This window comes from Paraburkholderia podalyriae (assembly GCF_014397785.1).
GTDB lineage: Bacteria > Pseudomonadota > Gammaproteobacteria > Burkholderiales > Burkholderiaceae > Paraburkholderia > Paraburkholderia podalyriae.
Map to the genome: position 1 here is coordinate 1 of NZ_VZQQ01000060.1, position 19,509 is coordinate 19,509.

17 protein-coding genes and 4 pseudogenes are annotated in these 19,509 nt (G+C 60.8%); 13 read left to right on the forward strand and 8 right to left on the reverse strand.

What is annotated here, in order from left to right; all coding sequences use genetic code 11:
- Nucleotides 1-912: 912 nt before the first annotated feature.
- The 4 genes and pseudogenes from F6X42_RS34790 to F6X42_RS34800 form a co-directional block, all read right to left on the reverse strand.
- Nucleotides 913-1,050: a hypothetical protein gene (locus F6X42_RS34790; RefSeq protein WP_187638499.1), complete on the reverse strand. Its 138-nt coding sequence runs from the start codon at nt 1,048-1,050 to the stop codon at nt 913-915.
- Nucleotides 1,051-1,070: 20 nt separating this feature from the next.
- A pseudogene (locus F6X42_RS44535) lies at nt 1,071-1,265 on the reverse strand (hypothetical protein); the annotation flags it as partial.
- A 59-nt stretch (nt 1,266-1,324) separates the two neighbouring features.
- Nucleotides 1,325-1,498: pseudogene (locus F6X42_RS46070) on the reverse strand (ExeA family protein); the annotation flags it as partial.
- Nucleotides 1,499-1,591: 93 nt separating this feature from the next.
- Nucleotides 1,592-2,605: a substrate-binding domain-containing protein gene (locus tag F6X42_RS34800; RefSeq protein WP_187638500.1), complete on the reverse strand. Its 1,014-nt coding sequence runs from the start codon at nt 2,603-2,605 to the stop codon at nt 1,592-1,594.
- Between the two features lie 202 nt (nt 2,606-2,807).
- Between F6X42_RS34800 and F6X42_RS34805 the strand changes: the two genes are divergently transcribed.
- The 4 genes from F6X42_RS34805 (at nt 2,808) to F6X42_RS34820 (ending at nt 7,890) form a co-directional block, all read left to right on the forward strand.
- Nucleotides 2,808-4,415 (forward strand): glycoside hydrolase family 68 protein, encoded by a 1,608-nt coding sequence (locus tag F6X42_RS34805; protein WP_187638501.1) that lies wholly within the window; start codon nt 2,808-2,810, stop codon nt 4,413-4,415.
- A gap of 83 nt (nt 4,416-4,498) precedes the next feature.
- Nucleotides 4,499-4,786 carry a GntR family transcriptional regulator gene (locus F6X42_RS34810; RefSeq protein WP_187638502.1) on the forward strand — a complete coding sequence of 96 codons (288 nt, stop codon included), beginning with the start codon at nt 4,499-4,501 and terminating at the stop codon, nt 4,784-4,786.
- Between the two features lie 49 nt (nt 4,787-4,835).
- Nucleotides 4,836-6,464, forward strand: a complete 1,629-nt coding sequence (locus F6X42_RS34815) for a glycoside hydrolase family 32 protein (RefSeq protein ID WP_187638503.1) — start codon at nt 4,836-4,838, stop codon at nt 6,462-6,464.
- A 766-nt stretch (nt 6,465-7,230) separates the two neighbouring features.
- Nucleotides 7,231-7,890: a TetR/AcrR family transcriptional regulator gene (locus tag F6X42_RS34820; protein ID WP_187638504.1), complete on the forward strand. Its 660-nt coding sequence runs from the start codon at nt 7,231-7,233 to the stop codon at nt 7,888-7,890.
- A gap of 174 nt (nt 7,891-8,064) precedes the next feature.
- Here F6X42_RS34820 and F6X42_RS34825 read toward each other — a convergent pair.
- Nucleotides 8,065-8,502, reverse strand: a pseudogene (locus F6X42_RS34825) (transposase); the annotation flags it as partial.
- 374 nt (nt 8,503-8,876) lie between these two features.
- Here F6X42_RS34825 and F6X42_RS34830 point away from each other — a divergent pair.
- Nucleotides 8,877-9,212, forward strand: a complete 336-nt coding sequence (locus F6X42_RS34830) for a hypothetical protein (protein ID WP_187638506.1) — start codon at nt 8,877-8,879, stop codon at nt 9,210-9,212.
- Nucleotides 9,213-9,850: 638 nt separating this feature from the next.
- Here the strand turns inward: F6X42_RS34830 and F6X42_RS34835 are convergent.
- The 3 genes from F6X42_RS34835 to F6X42_RS46075 form a co-directional block, all read right to left on the reverse strand.
- Nucleotides 9,851-10,282 (reverse strand): nuclear transport factor 2 family protein, encoded by a 432-nt coding sequence (locus tag F6X42_RS34835; RefSeq protein WP_187638507.1) that lies wholly within the window; start codon nt 10,280-10,282, stop codon nt 9,851-9,853.
- 99 nt (nt 10,283-10,381) lie between these two features.
- Nucleotides 10,382-10,861, reverse strand: coding sequence for a MarR family winged helix-turn-helix transcriptional regulator (locus F6X42_RS34840; RefSeq protein ID WP_187638508.1), 480 nt, complete (start codon nt 10,859-10,861; stop codon nt 10,382-10,384).
- A 114-nt stretch (nt 10,862-10,975) separates the two neighbouring features.
- The gene (locus F6X42_RS46075; RefSeq protein ID WP_376776493.1) at nt 10,976-11,179 is read right to left on the reverse strand and encodes an alpha/beta fold hydrolase; all 204 of its coding nucleotides are present in this window, start codon (nt 11,177-11,179) and stop codon (nt 10,976-10,978) included.
- 36 nt (nt 11,180-11,215) lie between these two features.
- Here F6X42_RS46075 and F6X42_RS34845 point away from each other — a divergent pair, with 36 nt between their 5' ends.
- The 8 genes and pseudogenes from F6X42_RS34845 to F6X42_RS34880 all read left to right on the forward strand — a co-directional run bounded on the left by F6X42_RS34845 (nt 11,216) and on the right by F6X42_RS34880 (nt 19,223).
- Nucleotides 11,216-12,115 carry an alpha/beta hydrolase gene (locus F6X42_RS34845; protein ID WP_187638509.1) on the forward strand — a complete coding sequence of 300 codons (900 nt, stop codon included), beginning with the start codon at nt 11,216-11,218 and terminating at the stop codon, nt 12,113-12,115.
- A 140-nt stretch (nt 12,116-12,255) separates the two neighbouring features.
- Complete coding sequence (locus F6X42_RS34850) at nt 12,256-12,657, forward strand: tautomerase family protein (RefSeq protein ID WP_187638510.1); 402 nt, start codon at nt 12,256-12,258, stop codon at nt 12,655-12,657.
- Between the two features lie 331 nt (nt 12,658-12,988).
- Nucleotides 12,989-13,255: pseudogene (locus F6X42_RS34855) on the forward strand (IS110 family RNA-guided transposase); the annotation flags it as partial.
- 810 nt (nt 13,256-14,065) lie between these two features.
- Entirely contained in the window at nt 14,066-15,046 is a 981-nt protein-coding gene (locus F6X42_RS34860) for an ABC transporter substrate-binding protein (RefSeq protein WP_187638511.1), read from the forward strand.
- Nucleotides 15,047-15,076: 30 nt separating this feature from the next.
- The gene (locus tag F6X42_RS34865; RefSeq protein ID WP_187638512.1) at nt 15,077-16,114 is read left to right on the forward strand and encodes an aromatic ring-hydroxylating dioxygenase subunit alpha; all 1,038 of its coding nucleotides are present in this window, start codon (nt 15,077-15,079) and stop codon (nt 16,112-16,114) included.
- Nucleotides 16,115-16,118: 4 nt separating this feature from the next.
- The gene (locus F6X42_RS34870; RefSeq protein WP_187638513.1) at nt 16,119-16,943 is read left to right on the forward strand and encodes an ABC transporter ATP-binding protein; all 825 of its coding nucleotides are present in this window, start codon (nt 16,119-16,121) and stop codon (nt 16,941-16,943) included.
- A gap of 29 nt (nt 16,944-16,972) precedes the next feature.
- Nucleotides 16,973-17,788, forward strand: coding sequence for an ABC transporter permease (locus tag F6X42_RS34875; protein WP_187638527.1), 816 nt, complete (start codon nt 16,973-16,975; stop codon nt 17,786-17,788).
- A gap of 10 nt (nt 17,789-17,798) precedes the next feature.
- The gene (locus F6X42_RS34880) at nt 17,799-19,223 is read left to right on the forward strand and encodes an amidohydrolase family protein (RefSeq protein WP_187638514.1); all 1,425 of its coding nucleotides are present in this window, start codon (nt 17,799-17,801) and stop codon (nt 19,221-19,223) included.
- The last annotated feature ends 286 nt before the right edge of the window (nt 19,224-19,509 follow it).

Here is a 19,509-nt window from a genome sequence, read left to right on the forward strand (position 1 = left end):
GCAGGCATCACGCTGGGCCCTGGTTTCACGGCACCGCAGGTCTCTTCGGCAGCCTGCTTCCGTGCACATCGGAAAGATCGCACGATGAGAGTAACGTGACGATGTCCGGCCGTCGCGGGCCGCAACGCTATGACAGGTCGCAGGATGCACCGACTTGAGACTAACGCAGAGTTGCTGTGCTTTCTCACGTTATCCGAGATATTTGCCTTTCGCACCACCGGAGAGTGGCTGCAGCCCGATCATCTTGTTGAGAGCACGAGGACCTGCTCGACCGGGAGCGCAACATCTCTGGGGTCATCGTTGGACAGGGTCGCACCGTTCAGTCGTCCGCCGTCCCAGTACAGCACTGAGTCGCCAGTGAGGTCGGCGGTTGTGCCGGGCGGGCGGTCGCGAAGAAGCATACTGATATTCGCACAGTACTTCTCTAGTTCAGCGTCGAGTCCGGCGCTCCTATACTGACGCCGGCTCAGGCCTGCCGTCACGTACTCCAGTCTCACAAAAGCAAAGGCTCGCGGACCAAGGTCCTGCTCACTGCAGCCTCGGTGGCGCAGAAGTGTTCGAAATCGTCCAACGGCGTGTGACCTGGATCATTTTTTGGAAGCTCGCGCCCGCCGATGACGAGTTCCAATAATCGGTCGGGTTCTCCGTAGCACATGACCTTTCTCGCGTTAGTGACAGGAGTTGAAGAGCAAAACGAGTTCCAGCCCGCGCCCGTCAGTGGCTTGCGGAAACGCCGGGACCTAGAAGTGAAAAATCAGCGCGGGCGCCAGAGACGCGGTGAGACGAGCGGCGTTACCCGCCAGAACTCGCCGTCCTGACGATGCGGGGCGGTCGTCGTTGGGGTAGGACGGGACGGCGGGAGCGCAGATCATCTGCAGCAGCCGGTCGCCGAACTGTCCGCTGGACGAGACCTCAGCCAGCACTTTCCTCCTCCATCTGATGAAGCAGCTTCCAGATCAGGGCGCCCTTCGTGCGGTGCCGTGCAACAACGCGCGCCACGACTTCCTCAGCGGCGGCCTGGGCGTCAAACAGGACGTAATAGTTCGTCATCGACAGATTTCCTCGTTAAGTCAGTGAAAATTGCGGCTCGCCGTTGGTAGCTCGCCAAGCAGGTGCGACACGTCGACGAGCCGCTGCGCGACCAGATGCTTCACGTCGCCTTCGCGCTGCCATACTCCATAGACAGCGAGAAGCGATGCGCCCAACGCTTCTCGCCGCTGCCGCTCCAGGGCCGACTGCCAGACGATGACATTGACCGACCCGGTTCGTCGACGAACAATGCGACCGGCCGCTTGTTCTTCTTGACCAGCTCACGCAGGTCGCGCTCGCGCTTCTCGCCCCGCGTCGGAATGCGGACCTGCTTTTCAGTCGAGAGGTCATAGAACAGCGCCGCAATGAACGTCGCCGGCTTGATGCGATGCTTCTCGATCGCGAGCGACTTGGAGACGGTGACGCGCTTCTCATCCTCGAGCGCCTGCTGAAGCCGGCGCAGCATCATCGTCTTGCCGCTGCCGATGACACCGCACACGGCGATCAACCGTCCTTCGAAGATTGCCCCCTTGGAGCCAGCGATGCGCTTTGTGATGTTCGGTTAGCGGGGCGGCCCGTCTGTGTCGCCTGGTTCGATGCGGGGTTGCACGAGGCGGTGCGCACACGGTTCGCGGCCGGATATCGCGCCGAGGATCAGTTCCGCGATGGCCTCGCCGGACGCGTGCCCGGTCGGCTGCACGACCGCCGTCACCGTGCGAGGGAACGCCACGTCGGCTGGTACGCCGTCGTAGACGATCAGGGAGAGATCCGCGCCGACTATTTTGCCGCTGTCGCCGATCGCCCGGAATGCGCCCGTTCCAGCGATATTGTTATCGACCAGCACAGCCGACGGCGGTTCGGCGAGCTCGAGCAGGCTCCGGACCGCTTCGTAGCCGCCCGTTCTGTCGAAAGGGCATTCGATCACCAGTTGCGCCTCGGGCTCGATGCCGGCCTCACGCAGAGCCGTCAAAAAACCCGCGCGCCGTTGCGCCGCGAAGTTGAGCGTCAGTGGCGCGCTCACCATGCCGATTCTTCGATGCCCGAAGCTGATCAGGCGTTGAGTCGCCGCGCGAGCACCCGCCTCGTTGTCGAAGTCGAACCATCCGTATGGCTGCTCGCTGTTTGTACGTCCGTACGCGATGAACGGGAAGTCGCGCTCCTGGAGAAACCGGACGCGCGGATCATCTACCAGCGTGCGCGCCACGATCAGACCATCCACCAGCTTGCCGTCGACGAGGCGCCGGTACGTTTCGAGTTCCGCATTCGGCCGCGCCGAAACAATGAAAAGGTCCAAGCCGCCTGCTCCCAGACCCTCCGTCACGCCAGCGACGACTTCGCCGAACCTGGGGTCGCCGAGCGCATTGGCACCGAATGGATACACCAGTCCCACGGCCTCCGCACGGCCTGTGGCAAGCCGGCGAGCCGTGGGGTCGGCGTGATAGCCGAGTTCCTGGGCGGCCTGCCTGACTCGCGCCCGGGTGGCTTCGCTTACATCGTCGTATCCGTTTAGCGCCCGGCTCACGGTCGTTCGCGAAAGACCAAGCGAGATCGATAGCGTTTTCAAGTTCACCTTCACTGTGCCACCTCTGGACTCCCCGTTTCCAATCCACCGGCGCCGTCGCTGAAAACGGCCGGCATGCCGAAGTACGCACATCGTACACGTCCACACAAACGTTTGACGTCCAAACCGGTTTGGATTAGCATTCAAACCGGTTTGGACGTGGCCTTTAAATATCTTGCTCAGCTACTTTTTTCGACCCTTTCAGGAAGCGAACCCTATGAATTCACTTCGATCCCCGCAAAAGATCTCGAACCGTGCCCGCCTGCGGACCAGCCTCATCTCCGGCTCGCTACTCGCAGCGGCTGCGGTACCGGCGCTCGCCCAATCCACCGGCGCGGGATTTCCCGCACCGACCCCGCACTCGCAGCAGGCCTACGACCCGGAGGATAGTTTCACTATGCGCTGGACGCGCGCCGACATCCGTCAGATCAAGGCGCAGTCCCACACCGCGACGGCTGCGGACAAGAACTCATTGCCCGCCTCGCTGACCATGCCGGACATCGCCCAGGACTTCCCGCTGATCAATCCGAACGTATGGGTCTGGGATACGTGGCCGCTGGCCGACCTGCGCGCGAACCAGTTGAGTTACAACGGCTGGGAAGTGATCTTTTCGCTGACGGCGGATCCGCACGCGGGCTATACGTTCGACGACCGCCACGTGCACGCGCGTATCGGCTTCTTCTATCGGCGGGCGGGGATTCCGGCGTCGCAGCGTCCGGCGGATGGCGGCTGGACGTGGGGCGGCCATCTCTTTCCGGACGGGGCAAGCGCCAAGGTCTTCGGCACCGCGCCGATGACAAACAATGCGGAATGGTCCGGCTCCGCGCGTTTGATGAACGGTAACAACGTGAGCCTCTACTACACGGCGCTGTCGTTCAACCGCTCGGGCGCGGGCGGGCAGGACATCACGCCGCCAATCGCGATCATCACGCGCACGGACGGCCACATTCATGCAGACGACAAACACGTCTGGTTCGATGGTTTCGACAACCACCAGGCGCTGCTGCAGCCCGACGGCCAGATGTATCAAACGGGGCAGCAGAACACCTACTATTCGTTCCGCGATCCCTTCGTTTTCACCGATCCGGCTCATCCGGGCAAGACGTACATGGTGTTCGAAGGCAACACGGGCGGGCCGCGCGGCGCACGCACCTGCACCGAAGCGGATCTGGGTTATGCGCCCAACGATCCATATCGTGAAGACCTGAATACCGTGATGAACTCGGGCGCTGTCTACCAGAAGGCGAACGTCGGTCTTGCAGTCGCGACCGACAAAAACCTCACGCAGTGGAAGTTCCTGCCGCCGCTCCTGTCGGCGAACTGCGTGGACGATCAGACCGAGCGCCCGCAGATCTATATGAAGGACGGCAAGTACTACCTGTTCACGATCAGTCACCGGGGAACGATGGCCGCGGGTGTGGACGGTCCGGACGGCGTGTACGGTTTCGTCGGCAACGGCATCCGCAGCGACTTCCTGCCGCTGAACCAGGGCAGCGGTCTTGTGCTCGGCAATCCGACCGACTTCGATATGCCGGTCGGCGCGCCTTATGCGCAGGACCCGAACCAGAATCCGCGCGCGTTCCAGTCGTACTCGCACTACGTCATGCCAGGCGGCCTCGTCGAGTCGTTCATCGACGCGATCGGCCCGCGCCGCGGCGGCACGCTCGCGCCGACTGCGAAGATCAGCATCAGCGGCATCTCGACCTCTGTCGACCGGTCGTACGGCAAGGGCGGGCTGGGCGGCTATGGCGATATTCCGGCGAACCTGCCGGCGAACGGCAACGGCAACGGCAACGGCAACGGCAACGGCAACGGCGCCCAGTAAGTCTGTCTATCGTCCGTGGGCGGATGGCGGTCCGATCTGCCATCCGCCCACGAAATCACCAACGCGAGTATGAGCGAGGCGCCATGAGCAGATGGATTCCGGATCTGTCCGCGCACGGCGGCCCCGCGTATCTCGCCATAGCGGATGAAATCGAAACGGCGATACGCGTCGGGGGCTTCAAGGCCGGCGACCGCTTGCCGTCGCAGCGCATGCTCGCCGATTTCCTCGGCCTGCGTTTGAACACGGTGAACCGCGCCATGCGCGAGACGGCGCGCCGCGGGTTGACCACGGGCAGCGCCCGCCGCGGCACCATCATTCGCGGGTCGTCGCTCCACGAGGCGCATCGATCACGCTTTCCGGAGGCGGCATGACGCTACGTCTTCCGTCTTCCGCCTTGTAGCACCGAGGAAACGACCACTCATGCATGAACTGCTGTATCCCTTCTTTCTTTTCCAACGCTCGCTGGCGGCCTGGCTTTTTGGCGCGCTGGCCGTTTCAGCCGCGGCCTGCGCCGCATCGCCGACTCCATCCGCCACGGCACAAGCCGCCGATGTCGGCACGCCGCAATGGCGTTCGGTGCTTCACTACACGCCGCAGCGCAACTGGATGAACGATCCAAACGGGCTGGTGTACTACAAGGGCCTTTATCATCTGTTCTATCAGTACAATCCGAACGGCAATTTCTGGGGCGATATGTCGTGGGGACATGCCACCAGTCGCGACCTGATGCACTGGCATGAACAACCGGTTGCCATGCGCGCGGAGGAAACGGAAGAGATCTTCTCGGGTTCGATTGTCGTAGACGCGCACAATACGTCGGGTTTGGGCGCGGCGAATTCGCCGCCTCTGGTGGCGCTTTACACGAGCATGTACAAAGCCGGCTCCGGGCATGAGGCCGGCACCCAGGCGCAATCGCTTGCATACAGTACTGACGACGGCAAGACATGGCGACAGTATTCGCGCAATCCCGTGCTGACGCTCGATCCGGAATCCAAAAACTTTCGTGATCCTAAGGTGTCGTGGTACGCGCAGGGCGGCTACTGGCTGATGACCACCGTTGTCGCGGACGCGCACGTGGTCAAGATCTACCGCTCGAATAACCTGATCGACTGGACATTCCTGAGCGACTTCAGTCTTCCCGGCGTTCCTCATCGAGAAGCGCTCTGGGAAATGCCGGATCTATTTCCGCTTCTGCTCGACGGCGATAGTCGCCAGCAGAAGTGGGTCATGATTCTCAACGTCAATCCATGGTCGATTGCCGGTGGATCCGGCGCGATGTATTTCGTCGGCAACTTCGACGGTAAGACGTTCACGCCGGAGCATGTGCCGACGGCAGGTGCGGATCCCGCGGACTATCAGTGGCTCGATCACGGCGCCGACTATTACGCAGCCGGGACCATCACCAACGCTCCGGGCGGCGACGCAATCACACTAGGCTGGATGAGCAACTGGGACTACGCCCAGCAGGTGCCCACCACACCATGGAAGGGAGCGATGGCGCTGCCGCGCTTGCTCGCACTCAAGACCGTCGGCGGCGTGCCGCGACTCATCTCTACGCCAATCGAGCAATACGCGCGCCTCTTGCGCGAAGATAAGACCACGCGCGTGAACACATTCAGCGTGTCGTCGGCGACGCAGCAACTTGCTGTATCCACGCGAGGCATCGTGCAGAACATCGCTTTGACGATTAGCCCACATTCCGCCCGGCGTGCCGGCATCATCGTAAGGGGCTCGGAGAATGGAGAGGTCGGCACCCGTATTTTCTACGACACGACTAGCCGGACGTTGACACTCGACCGTTCGAAGTCTGGAGAGACCGGTTTTTCGAACGCGTTCAGCAAGCAGCACATCGTCAATCTGCCGTTGGAGAACGGCAAGCTGCCGCTCACCATCGTAGTCGACAGGAACTCGGTGGAAGTATTCGCCGATCACGGCCGCAGAGTCATCACCGATCTCATCTTTCCGGCGTCGACCGACAACCGGATCTCTGTATTTGCCGACGACGGCGAAGCGACGTTCAGCGACATCGCCGTGACGAATCTTCTTTAGTCGGCGATCGGTATCAGCGCGCAGCGTCTACGCGTTGTGGAAATATGCTGATGAGGGGCTCGAGCAATTGACATGTTTAATTCGCGTCCCGGAATCCATTGCCCAGCAAGCTTTCAGGGCATTTAATGCAGTGGGGTCCTGCGAGTTGACAATTTTAATGTCCCAACGTTGACAACTTTATTGCGTTCTACGCCTGCGGACCCGCTCACGCTGCCAGCGCGTAAGCACGCATCGCAGGCCGTGCCGATGAGGGCGGGAACACGCACCAAAATCCGTCATCATGACGGAAAAAGAAGAGTGTCAGCGAGCCCGTGTCGCGCAACGACTCAACCCGTACGCAACGACCGTGGCCCGACTTCGCACGACTGTACCGAGTCAGGCGAACCGGCGCGGACGGAGTTGGCGCAACCCATTTTTCGATGAGCCAACGCAACGATTTCTCCTGGGTGTCCATCACTACTGCTCCTTCAACCAACTTGCCGTTGATGCCGCCCGTCTGTCTGCGATGTTTTATTGGTCTCATGACCAAATACTAGCGGTCAAATGACCAATATTCAAGCTCGATTTTTTGAAAGGGAGAGTACTGATAAGTAAGATGATCTAGCGCCTGTGAAGTAACTACTACATTGCAACTCTGCGCCTAAGGCCTGCCTAACGGTCATTCTGTCTATGCTTAATTGGTTTTTTGACCTACGATGAATCGGTCATGTGACAGAGAGCGATAGCCGCGAGGGCTCGCAATCGATACTGAAGGAATGGAGCGGGGATGAAGGACATCACCATTACATCGGCACAGATGCTTGGCACGGATTCAGCAACTGAGCTCAAGCATCGAGGCAATCGAGTGACGCGCGTGCCGGAGATCATCGAAGTTTCGATGAACGTCTTCGCGACCTTGGGGAACGCGGGGTTCACCCAACGCAAGGTCGCGAGCGATGCGGGCATTCGCTTGAGTACATTGCAGCACTACTTCGGTACTCGGGAAGACCTGCTAAGAGCCACGCTGAAGGCAATGGCGGACCGTTACATCGAGCTTTTTCGCGCCCTTGCGAAAGACAAGCTGCTATCGCCTGAAGCCCGCCTTGATGCGATCATGGATGAGACGTTCGCCGGAATCATGGCACCCGATGCCAGAACCGCCGCGTTCGCTCTCGAACACTGGAGTCTCGCTGAGCGTGAGGATTTTGCGCGCAAGCTTTCGGCGGAAATCACCGCTGAATTCCAGGACATATTCACGGGCCTCGTTGCGAAAATCAACCCTGCGCTGACGTCGGGGGAATGTGCGCTTCGCGGCGCGCTGCTCGTATCGCAATTGCAAGGTTTGCTCGTTTTCCTTCGGCGCGCCGGGGACAACGCACCCGATCCGAACGCATTTCTGGCGGCGGCTAAAGTCGTTTGGAAGGCATTGAGCAAGGCGCCGCAGTAGCGTCTTGTTCGCTACCGCTTGGCGAGTGTCGCCATCATTTCATTCAACTAGTACTACTGTATTAACAACCAGGCGGTTTTCCGGCCGCAGCACGGGCACCGTTCAAGGCAAGCAAGTAAGGCGGCGGCAAGTTCCAATCGCGACGTTGTGATGGAATCCGCCACGTGTCGCTGCTTACGTAGGGGCGGCCCGGGGCCGGAAGCCTTCGGGTAAGGAAGACACCTCGCCGAGTAACCGATGAACTCGAGTTTTTTGCACCACCAAACGTTCGGTGACGAGAAAGCCGTAGGTCGCGATGCACTGCGTCGCGTGGTGGTGAAAGCCGCGCCAGCCGCGTCCCTCGAAATGCTCCAAGCCGAGTTCCTGCTTGAGCTCCTGGTAATCGCGCTCAATACGCCAGCGCAGTTTTGCGAGTCGCACGAGTTCCTTGATAGGCGTATCAGCCGGCAACGTACTGAGGAAGTACGTGGTCGGCTCGACTTCTGCTTTGGGCCACTCGATGAGCAACCATTGCGCCGCACTGGTCTCGCCTGATCGGGCTGCGCGGGAGGCGCAATCCAACCGGAGCGCCGCAAAGCGCGACGACAGGGCGGCGTTGGTGCCTTGCTGCCAACCATCCTAAGTGACACGGATAACCGTATGCTTCGCGTCGAGAGGCGCTAGTTCGCTCATGCGGGAAACTGCCGTCCGGCTGCTTAGCGCCGCCGCCGTCAACAATCCTCGACATTACTGACGTAAGCCCCGGTCCGCCCGAATGTCGGCAAAGGTCGAGAAGCACTGGCAAGTTACCGGGCAGGTTTCCGACGCGAACCAGCCCTTCGAGTGGCTGCTTCGTGGGTTGGACGAACGGCAGAAACTGGCCGTCTTTTGCCTGTCGTTGCCCAGCATCCGATCCCTTTCAAGAGCGAGCACAAGCACCCTGCCATTACGGCTTTCGGGGTCACAATGGAGCTACACTGAAAGAGCAATCGAAGCAGGAGAAAGCCATGGCAAACTCTGACCCTACAAGCACCTTCCGAGGGCTGCCGCTTACCGCGGAACAGGACGCGGAAGTAAGGCACTACATAAAGGTCCGAACGCAGCGTGGCCTGCCGTGGGATACAGCAGAACTGAACGCGATGCTCAAAGACATGCTGCAGCCCCCAAACGACGGCAACGACGAATTCGATGCCCCGGCAGACGAAATGAAAGCTGCCGCCGAGCGCGCAATGGCGTCGGTCGACGAAGCGATGGAACCCATCGAGGCGGGCGAGGAACGGAATGCGGCCATGGAGTCGGAAAGCATGAAAGGGCCCAGGCGATTAAACGGCAAGCAATGGTGACGCTCGCTTCCTGGCAGCACCGATACAGGGGCGATTACGACGCGTACCTCATGGGTGCGGTGCGCGGATCTTCACAGTCTGATCGCTTACGGTTCGCAACTGCCCGGTGGTGGAATAATTTTTTACTGAGCGGCAATGGAAACACCCACTCAGATTCGGGATATCGCCGCTGATTTATTTTTCCGGTGCAATAGTCTTCGTTCTCATGTGACTGGCGCATATAGGTAAGGCACTATCGGGGGACATGAGGTCCTTGGCCGCTGCGCGCTTGGGGATCACCTACCATCTTTGAAGAGGGTTATGCCTGATTTCGCAATCTGTTCACGTTCGGTATTCCGCGGCCACGCTGCGCGTGTTAGCGGACCTGATTGCCTCACATGAATTCCTGGCGGCGTATAGCGACAGCCAGGTTGGGTGAAAGCGCCGCTAGCCCGCGTGGAGAGTCGATCGACGTCAATGACTCGAACCGTCTGGACGGTGATTCCCGAAGCTTTGCATGTCGCGCGCCGCGTTTCTCGGAATGTCGAACAGGAAGCAGACAACGGTAACGGCGTGCGCATTGCGCCGAGCAAAAATCTGCAGCATCTCAACAACCATCCGGCGCTCGGAACGTCAAATCCAGTATCCCGCTTGTATCCTCAAGTCAGAATAAGTTTCGGGTAACGGCGCGGTTCACGGCCTTCGAGGACATCACGCCCCCGCGCTGTATCTGCGTATATGCAGCCATAAGTTATTTTGCCGTCATCGCTCACTTTGAAGAGGAAAAGATGCTCGTTCTCCATTGAGAACCCCGTCTTTGTTTTCGCGCGTGCAACCACAGGCACGAAGATGTAGCCGTCAGCCTCAACGACCGTCCTCAGGTCATAATTGAAGTACTCGTATTCTTTGTACACGTGCGCCCAGAATGCGAGAAATTCCTCCTTTCCCGTGTACTTTCCCCCATACGGCCGCGAATCTGAAAATTCGAACTCGACATCATCGGCTAACGCGGCAACCAGGTCAGTTCTGTCGTTACGCTCGAATCCGGTGAATGCCTTCCTGCATGCATCAACAAGGTGTTGCTCGCTCATTCTCGTCTCCAGTAAATATGTTGATACGCTTCTGTCAATCCAAAAGGTCCGACACGTCTACCGGCCGCAAGATTGTCCGCTTTCGTATCTCAGGCCGTACTACGCTTGAGCGTCGACTGAACTGTCTGCCCAAGGGTCAAACCCACTGTCCAGCACCGCTCGCAAGGCATCTCGAAGACGTGCAGCAGGTGACGCGCCGTACGCACCCTCGAACTTCGACTGAGCTTCGCTCCACAGCGGCAGGGCCATTTTGTATCTGGCGAGCCCCGCCTTCGTCACGACCGCCTGCTTCGAGCGCCGGTCCTCGCCCGGAACGATATCGATCAATCCGTCCCGCTCTAACGGTTTCAGGTTCGAGGTCAGTGTCGTCCGATCCATGGCCATTTTTCCGGCCAACTCGCCCATCGCGAGCGGGCCACCTTTGACGAGCTTGTGAAGAATCGAAAATTGCGTGATCCGAAGCTCGACGGGACTCAACGCCCGGTCATACACCGCGGTCAGATAGCGCGAAGCTTGCCTCGCGGCGAGACAATTGCACCGGCCGTCTATGTTGGGAAGCTTGCCTTCTGTCCTTGTCATTTGCATATTCTCGATAGTTCCTGATTGCGAAAATATACGCCCATATGCTCCTATTGCAACCGAACGTGACCTACGTGACCTACGTGACCTACGCGACCTGCGGAAGCATCACCGCTACACTTCCAATAAAAAGTCACATATCGCAGCCGCGGTATCGCCCGGTTGTTCGAGATGCGGCCAATGCCCCGATTGCGCGATCCGCACTAGCCTTGCGGCGGGGAAACAGGCATGAGCCATCGCGTCAATCGCATCAATCGGCACTACCGGATCCTCTTGAGCGCCGAAGGAGTACAGGACCGGCGTAGCCGCACGGACCATTGCCCAAGGGATCCCCGCCGCTGAACGAACACGAAGATGAACAAGCGCAGAGACATCGAATTCAAAACCCGGGACGGTCTAACATTGCGAGGCTGGCTGTTTGTGCCTGAAGGAGACGGAACACGCTTCCCTGCGATTTCAATGTCGCATGGATTTGCCGCAGTCAAGGAACACGGACTCGCGCCGTTCGCCGAGGCTTTCGCCGATGCCGGATTTGTTGTGCTGGTCCATGACCATCGCAACTTTGGGGCAAGCGATGGTCTCCCGCGTCAGGACATCGACCCGTGGGTACAGGTTAACGACTGGCGTTGCGCGATCTCCTGGCTGGAGACTCGCCCCGAAGTCGATGCCGATCGGATTGGCATTTGGGGAAGCAGTTACAGCGGGGGACACGCTCTCGTTCTGGGCGCCACTGATCGACGGTTGAAGTGCGTCGTATCGCAGGTGCCGACAATCAGCGGATATGAACAGGGCCGGCGTCGGGTTTCGCCGGACGCTTTACCCGCATTTGAACAACTGCAGTTGGATGATCTGCGCGCACGGCATCGCGGCGAATCGCCCCGAATGCCAGCCGTCGTCAGCGGCAATCCAGCCGAACTCGCGGCCTACCGCGCGCCCGACTCGGTCGCATTCTACACGCAAGCACTTCCAGAAGGCGCATGGAGCAACACCGTCACGCTGCGCTCGACATTTGCCGCGCGCATGTATGAGCCGGGTATATGGGCCGAGCGTATTTCGCCGACGCCGCTACTCATGATTGTCGCGACGCACGATGGTGTAACGATGACGGATCTCGAGTTGCAAGCCTACGAGCGTGCGCTACAACCTAAGCGCCTGAAACTGATTCCCGGCGGACACTTCGATCCTTACGGGGCGAGTTTGGACGAAGCCCGTCTAGCGGCGACGGCGTGTTTTCTTGAACATCTTGTTCATTGAATTCGCTCCAGACATTTTTCGACCCGGCTACAGCTACTCTGCCGGCATCTAAACGGCTATTAACGCTTCAATCAGTCAACGCTTCAATCAGCCGTATTCCTGGCGGCGCCTGGATACGGCATCAACTCCACGGAGACATCATGCCAGTTTTTCACGCCCACATTCCCACCGGTCGATTTTCGAAGGAACAGAAGAAAGCGATCGGCAACACGCTGAACCAGTCGCTCGTCGACGGACTCGGCATTCCGCCCGGCGACCGCTTCATCATGATTAGCGAGCACGACCAGGACGAACTGTTCATCGATCCGACCTTCATGGAGATGAATCGGACCGCTAATGCGATGATTATCACCGTCCTGGTCGGGGCACATCGTCCTCTTGAGGACAAGCAGAAGCTGCTGGCGACCATCACCCGACTGCTTCACGATAACGTCGGAATTTCTCCCGACGATGTATTTATCGCACTGGTTCCGGTACCGAACGAGAATTTCTCTTTTGGTCGGGGCATATCACAACTGGCGGAAGGTGCGCCGCGCTGGTAACCGCCCCGGCCAGCGAGACGCGACGACAGAGACCATACCGCAGTCGCAAGGAAGGGCGGTATGGCCAATACAAGGTCGACGCCAATTGTCAGAGAACTGGCGATGTCTATAGGCGACGGAACAACGTTCAACGGCTCTGTCAGGTTGAAGGATGTAGAACACCTGCGCATCGCCCGAGCGATACCTTCGAGTTTGTGGCTTCGTCCCTTGGATCCTTTGTATAGAGCTGGCCACGCTCCGCGCTGTACCAAAGCGGAAACGTTGTGCCTTTGACCGTTACGGCAAACTCCATTGGCCCGTTCGCAGGATCGCTCGCCACTTGCGGGTCGACGCGCGGTGCGTGGACAGGCAGCGCATGAGCAACGGCAAGGGCGAGGGCAATACCAGAAACGGCACTCCATACCTGTGCTGGGCATTCATCGAGGCGGCCAACGTCGCGATGCAATTTAGCACCGAAGCCCGGCAATTCTACGAGCGCAAGAAAGCCAGGACAAATCCGGTGGTCGCGCGCAAGGCACTGGCACACAAGCTGGCGCGTGCGTGCTTCCACATGCTGAAGGAGCGAAAGCCATTTGATGTGAACTGCTGCTTCGCGTAAAAGTTGCGACGGCGACCGGCAAGCCCTGATCGTTGACTGGCGAGCAGCCACCCAATTGAATGGGATACCGTGCCGCCGTCCCCCGAAGTGCAGCAAAGCGGATCGCCCGCAACCTGAGCCAGCCCTGGATTGGTGCCGGACGTTTGGCAACCACGAGTATTGTGCGAACCCAATGGACGCGTTGCGGCACCAACGTTCTTCTGGGGCGGCAGAGCCACCAGGGCGACAGGCAACCGATGTCTCTTCATGGCCATCCAACCTCGACAGCCAGCGATCGGCGGCACGCGACGGCTACATCGGTCATCCACATAAGCCGCCTATCCGGTCCAGATGCGCGGTGGCGCTCGCATACCCATTGCCCCCGAAATCCGTCATGTACTGGTTAGATGGCTTGGCCGAATCCAATCCGGGCCCCGTGAGGGCCGAAGGCGTTCCTTGACAGTGCGTCCATGCCCCACGATTGGGCGCCGCTGCCCCTGTATCGCCGGCTCGGACAGGCTTGCAACGACACGAGGTACGCCAGTCCGGCAACGAACGTCTGGCATGGATATCGCTTAAAGCGTTGCAGAGTATAAGCAGCTAGCGTCGGCGTATCTGACCGGCGTGGGGCATTGCTCTTGGGGCGCATCGCGCGCCTACGTCGACCAGCCTCGACGTTCGAACGGAATCGTCCGGATTCCGTCGACAGGAAGCGTTGCGTTAATCGCCCCGAATCTTCCTCGATCGTCATCCGGCACGCCGGGCGCATCGTGCCCGACACGTTCTTACGTCCGCATGGTCTTCCTACGTTCTAACAGGGGAGCCCTTTTCATGCGCGTATTGCATCGCATCCTGAGCAGCATCGTTCTGGCCGCGAGTATCGGTTCGACGACATCGGCGCATGCCGACGATCACATCATCATCCTGACGAGCTGGTATGCGCAGGCCGAGCACGGCGGCTTCTATCAGGCGCAGGCCACGGGCCTCTACAAGAAAGCCGGGCTCGACGTCACGATCAAGATGGGCGGCCCGCAGGTCAACGGCATGCAGTTGCTCGTCGGCGGCCAGGCCGACTTCATTCTCGGCTACGACTTCCAGGTGCTGTCGAGCGTCGAGGCGGGAATTCCGGTGACGACGGTCGCCGCCTCGTTCCAGTTCGACCCGCAAGGCATGCTCACGCACGACGACGTGAAGAGCCTCGCGGACCTCAAAGGCAAGACGATCCTCGTCGCGGGCTCGGGCCGCGCGTCGTGGTGGCCCTGGCTCAAGGAGAAGTATGGCTATAGCGACGGTCAGACGCGTCCCTATACGTTCAACCTCCAGCCGTTCTTCGCTGATGCGAACGTCGCGATGCAGGCGTATCCGTCATCCGAGACGTTCCAGGCCGATCGCGCGAAGGTGAAGACGCACTTTTTCCTTTTTGCCGACGCCGGCTATCCGCCCTACAACACCACCATCGTCGGCATGAAGAAGACTCTTGCCGAGAAGCCCGATGTCGTCGCGCGCTTCGTGAAGGCATCGATGGAAGGCTGGAAAAGCTATCTCGCCGATCCGGCGCCGGGCAACGCGCTTATCAAGAAGGACAATCCCGAGATGACCGATGCGCAGCTCGCGTTCGGCGTGGCGCAACTGAAGAAACTGAAGCTCGTGACGGGCGGAGATGCATCGACGCTCGGCATCGGCGCGATGACCGACACGCGCTGGAAGAAGACCTACGACTACATGGTCGGCGCGAAGCTGCTCAAGGCGAGCACCGACTACAAGAGCGCCTATACGCTGCAGTACATCCAGAACGCGAAGGTCATGCCCTGAGCGGGCGTCACGGGATCAAGGAGTCCGATCATGCTGGTCACACGTCAGAAAGTCCTGCGCCGCTTCTGGTACGCGGTCATGCCGATCTCGCAACTGGACGAAGGTCCGCAGCCGTTCACGCTGCTTAACGAACCGATCGTCCTGTGGAAAGGCGCGGGCGGCAAGCCGCATGCGCTGCGCGACCGCTGTTGCCATCGCACGGCGAAGCTGTCGAAGGGATTCGTCGATGCCGATGGCAACATCGCCTGCGGCTATCACGGCTGGACCTACGACTTCAGCGGCAAGTGCGTGCGCATTCCGCAAAACGCAGGCGGCGAGATTCCCTCGCGCGCGATCGTGCAGTCGTATCGTTGCGAGGAGCGCTACGGTTACGCGTGGGTTGCGCTCGACGATCCGCTGCAGCCGATTCCCGAATTTGCCGAGGAAGCCGCACCGGGCTATCGGCGCATCCTGCAGTTCTACGAACAGTGGAACACGAGCGCGCTGCGCATGATGGAGAATTCGTTCGACAACTCGCACTTCAGCTTCGTGCACAAGTCGAACTTCGGTCTCTTCGACAATCCGAAGCCATCGAAGTACGAGTTCCGCCCGAACGAATGGGGCTTTGAGGCCGAGACGCGCGTGCCGATCCGCAATCCGCAAGCGAGCTTCCGCATCACGGGCACCACCGACGGCATCACAGAGCGCCATCTGATGAACCGATGGTACATGCCGTTCGCGCGGCGCTTCGGCTGCATGTATCCGGCAAGCGGCATGCATCACATCATCTACAACTGCGCGACGCCGATCGACGACAGGACGATGATGCTCGTGCAATGGCTCTATCGCAACGACACCGAAGCGCAATGTTCGACCCAGGAGCTGATCGACTGGGACCGGCCGATCACCGATGAAGACCGCGAGATTCTCGAAGCTACCGACTACGACGCGTGCATCGACGTGCGCCGCCAGCAGGAATGCCACATGGCGTCCGATCAGCCGGGACTGCTGATGCGCCGCATGCTGCTCAAGCTACTCGAAGAGCATGGCGAGCGCGAAGTGTTCCGCATCGATACAGAGGAGGCATGAAGCCATGAGCGATGACAGCAAGGACACGGCGCTCGCCGTCCAGCGTGTCGACAAGGTCTATCCGAACGGCACGATCGCACTGGACGATGTGCGCTTCACCATCGGCGCGGGAGAATTCGTCTCGCTGCTCGGACCGTCGGGTTGTGGCAAGAGCACGCTGCTCAAGATGTTCGCCGGCATCGAGACACCCACGCACGGTCACATGCGGTGGTGGGGCCAGCCGTTCAGTGTCGTCGGATCAGTCGGGCGGCGCATGTCGATGGTGTTCCAGGAAGCCACGCTGATGCCTTGGGCGTCGATTGCCGACAACGTGCGCCTGCCGCTCGACCTCGCGCACGTACCGCGACGCGAAGCCGATGCGCGGGTCGCCGTTGCGCTTGCGAACGTCGGTCTTGGCGGCTTCGGCAACGTGCGTCCGCGCGAGCTGTCGGGCGGGATGCAGATGCGCGCGTCGCTGGCACGGGCGCTCGTCACGGAACCCGACCTGCTGCTGCTCGACGAGCCATTCGGCGCGCTCGACGAATTCACGCGCAACAAGCTCGATGCCGATCTGCGCGCGCTCTGGAGAAAGCGCGGCATGACCGTGGTGTTCGTCACGCACAGCATCTATGAGGCGGTGTCTCTGTCGGGACGCGTGGTCGTGATGCAGGCGCGGCCCGGGCGTATCATCGCCGACGTGCCGATCGGCGGCCCGGCCGAACGCGACGAAGCGTATCGCGTGTCGGCGCCCTTCATGCAGCATTGCAAGACGCTGTCGGACCTGATCACCGACGCGCATCTGGCATCGAGTGAAGACAGGCAGGTCGATACACAAGGAGCGCAATCATGACCAGTCAGACGCTTGCAACGAAGCCTGCGATGCATCCGAAAGCCGAGCGCCGGCGCAGCCCGCCGCTGTTACAGCGGCCCGGCGTGGCGAAGGCGCTGGCCCCCTGCGTCGTCGGCATATTGATGCTGCTGGTCTGGGAAGGCTGGTGCGCACTCTTCAAGGTGCCGGTGTATCTCGTGCCCGCGCCGCATGACATCGCGCTGCAATTGGTCGCCGATGGTCCGATGCTCGTCATGAGTCTTCTCGCGACGCTCAAGATCACGCTGCTCGCCTTCGCACTCGCGACAGTCCTGGGCGTGGCGGTCGCACTGCTGTTCGCGCAGAGTCCGCTGATCGAGGCGAGCTTTTTTCCTTACGCGATCTTGCTGCAGGTCACGCCGGTTGTCGCGATTGCGCCGCTCATCATCATCTGGGTGAAGGACACGACGTTCGCGCTCGTGATCTGCGCGACGCTCGTCGCGTTGTTCCCTATCATCTCGAACACCGCACTCGGCTTGCGCAGCGTTAATCCGGGCCTTGTCAGCCTGTTTCGCATCAATCGCGCGACACGCTGGCAGACGCTTGTGCGTCTGCGCATCCCGAGCGCGCTGCCGTATTTCTTCGGCGGCTTGCGGATTTCGAGCGGACTTTCGTTGATCGGTGCGGTCGTTGCGGAGTTCGTCGCGGGAACCGGCGGCAGCGGTTCGGGTCTGGCTTATCAGATTCTGCAGGCGGGATTCCAGTTGAACATTCCGCGCCTTTTTGCGGCGCTTTTTCTGATCACGCTGACGGGCGTGGTGCTGTTCGGCATCACCGTGTGGGTCGCGCGCATCGGCTTGCGCGGCTGGCACGAGAGCGAACTCTGAGACCATCGATATGAGCATACTGATTCGCAACGCAGCCGCCATCATGACCGGCGGCGACGGCAGCGCCGAAGAACCGGCGCGCGTCGACGGACCGGACATCCGCATCGAAGGCGAGACGATCGCAGCGATTGGCAGGCTCGCGCCGCGCGAAGGCGAGACGATCGTCGATGCCACCGATTGCGTGGTCTATCCGGCGTGGGTCAACACGCATCATCATCTTTTCCAGTCGCTGCTCAAGGGCGATCCTGCGGGACTCAACGCCTCCCTCACGCCATGGCTCGCCGCGACGCCATATCGCTTTCGCGCGCTCTTCGATGAGAAGCGCTTCCGCCTCGCTGCCCGCATCGGGTTGATCGAACTGATGCGCTCGGGATGCACGACGGTCGCGGACCACAACTACCTGTACTACCCGGGCATGCCGTTCGACAGTTCGGCGATCCTCTTCGACGAAGCGGACAAGCTCGGCCTGCGCTTCGTGCTGCTGCGCGGCGGTGCGACGCGCACGCGCCAGCTCGAAGCCGAGTTGCCGACCGCGCTTCGGCCCGAATCGCTCGATGCATATATCGCCGATATCGAGCGGCTGGCATCGACTTATCACGATGCCTCGCCGCGCGCGATGCGTCGTGTCGCGATGGCGCCGACCACCGTGCTCTATTCGATCTCGCCGCACGAGATGCGCGAGATCGCCCGCGTCGCGCGCAGGCTCGGCTTGAGGATGCACAGTCATCTGTCGGAGACGGTTGGCTATCAGGACAGCGCGAAGGCGATGCATGGCGCGACGCCCGTCGAGTTCTGCGGCGAATACGACTGGCTCGGCGACGATGTCTGGTACGCGCATCTTGTCAAGCTCGATGCGCGCGAGATCGCGCTGCTCGCCGAGACCGGGACCGGGGTCGCGCATTGTCCGCAATCGAACGGGCGGCTCGGCAGCGGCATTGCGCCGGTGCGCCAGATGGCGGACGCGGGCGTGCCGGTGTCGATCGGCGTCGATGGCGCGGCGTCCAACGAAGCCGCCGACATGATCTCCGAGGTCCACATGGCGTGGCTCGCGCAGCGCGCGCGGCGCGGCATGGCGGCGCAACCTGTCTATCGCGGCGGCACGTTCGAAGGCGGCGCCGACGTCGCTTCGGTGGAAGAGGTCGTGCACTGGGGGACGGCGGGTGGCGCGCGCGTGCTTGGGCTCCAAGGCGTCGGGCGGATTGCGCCGGGCTACTCGGCCGATATCGCCGTGTACCGGCTCGACGATCCCCGCTACTTCGGCCTGCACGATCCGGCGATCGGACCGGTTGCGTCGGGTGGACGGCCGACGGTCGCGGCACTATTCTCGGCCGGACGCTGCGTGGTGGAGGACGATGCCGTGGCGAATGTCGATCTCGGCGAACTGCGACGGCAAGCGCTGGCCGAGGTCAGCGGGATGCTGGCAGAAGTGGCGTAACGGCGGCCCCCGACTGCATCAAGAACTCCCGGAACGCGTTAGCGACGTGAGGCAGGCGCCGCTCCGACATATGCGCGACATGCCACCCTCGCTCAATCGGTGTGGACGGCACGGAAAGCCTCGTTAGGAGTCCAGCCTGGCGCCAATGCGCAACGTGCCGCCCAGTTCGCCGCGCAGCGCCGCCACTTGCTCGCCTGTGACGCGTCGAGCCATCAGATCGACTACGCCTTTCATGCGAAATAGAACCACATCCGTTTCGAGCAGGGCGCGCTATCGATATCGAGCA